At 71.6% G+C, this 662-nt stretch carries 1 protein-coding gene and 1 pseudogene; one reads left to right on the top strand and one right to left on the bottom strand.

The window, feature by feature from the left end; all coding sequences use genetic code 11:
* The coding region (locus CCN33_RS30805; protein ID WP_140394789.1) for a response regulator at positions 1-157 on the bottom strand (157 nt) is incomplete at its 3' end.
* A gap of 272 nt (positions 158-429) precedes the next feature.
* Here CCN33_RS30805 and CCN33_RS30800 point away from each other — a divergent pair.
* Positions 430-662 (top strand): annotated as a pseudogene (locus tag CCN33_RS30800) (SigE family RNA polymerase sigma factor); the annotation flags it as partial.

Raw genomic sequence — 662 nt, 5'->3', positions numbered from 1 at the left:
CGTCCAGCACGATCAGGTCGGGGCGCTGCTCGCGCAGCAGCTTCAGGCCGTCCTCGCCGCTCGCGGCGGTGGCGACCCGGTGCCCCTGGCGCGTCAGGGACAGCTCAAGGGCCGTACGGATGGCGTCGTCGTCCTCGATCAGCAACAGGGAAGGCACGGGCTCATTCTGGCCCATGCACCGCCTGTCGTACGACCCGTGCCGCCCCGCGTTCTCCGGTGGCGGACGCGAGCCGGACACGGCGTACCAAAACGGCCCTTTGCCAGCTCCCGCCCGCCGGGACCGGGTACGACCCGCCCGCGCCGGCCCCTGTGACAGGTCTGTGACAGTCGGCGGACACGGCCATGAAGGACGGTCGGCAAGCTTTTCGGCAGGCGGGAGAGCACCACCGGCCACCCAGAGCACCGGAAGTCCACGACGGGGAGCGCGAGATGAACACGCCGCACGGCATGAGCACCAGCGCAGTGGTCACGCGTCTGCACGACGCACACCGGGGGGCAGAGAATTCCGGGAAGTCCGGTGCCGGGACCACGCTGCCGGTACGCGGCCGCGAGTCCCAGGGAGTACGGGGGTGCGCCCGCGGCACCGGACGTCAGCACACCGGTTACATGACGGTGGTCGACGCCCGCACGGGGGAGGGGCACGGGGGAAGCGCGTACGGGGA

The sequence above is a fragment of the Streptomyces recifensis genome, from assembly GCF_002154615.1.
Classification (GTDB): Bacteria; Actinomycetota; Actinomycetes; order Streptomycetales; family Streptomycetaceae; genus Streptomyces; species Streptomyces griseoluteus.
The sequence above is the reverse complement of the archived record's forward strand: the minus strand, read 5'-3'. Positions and strand labels throughout refer to the sequence as shown.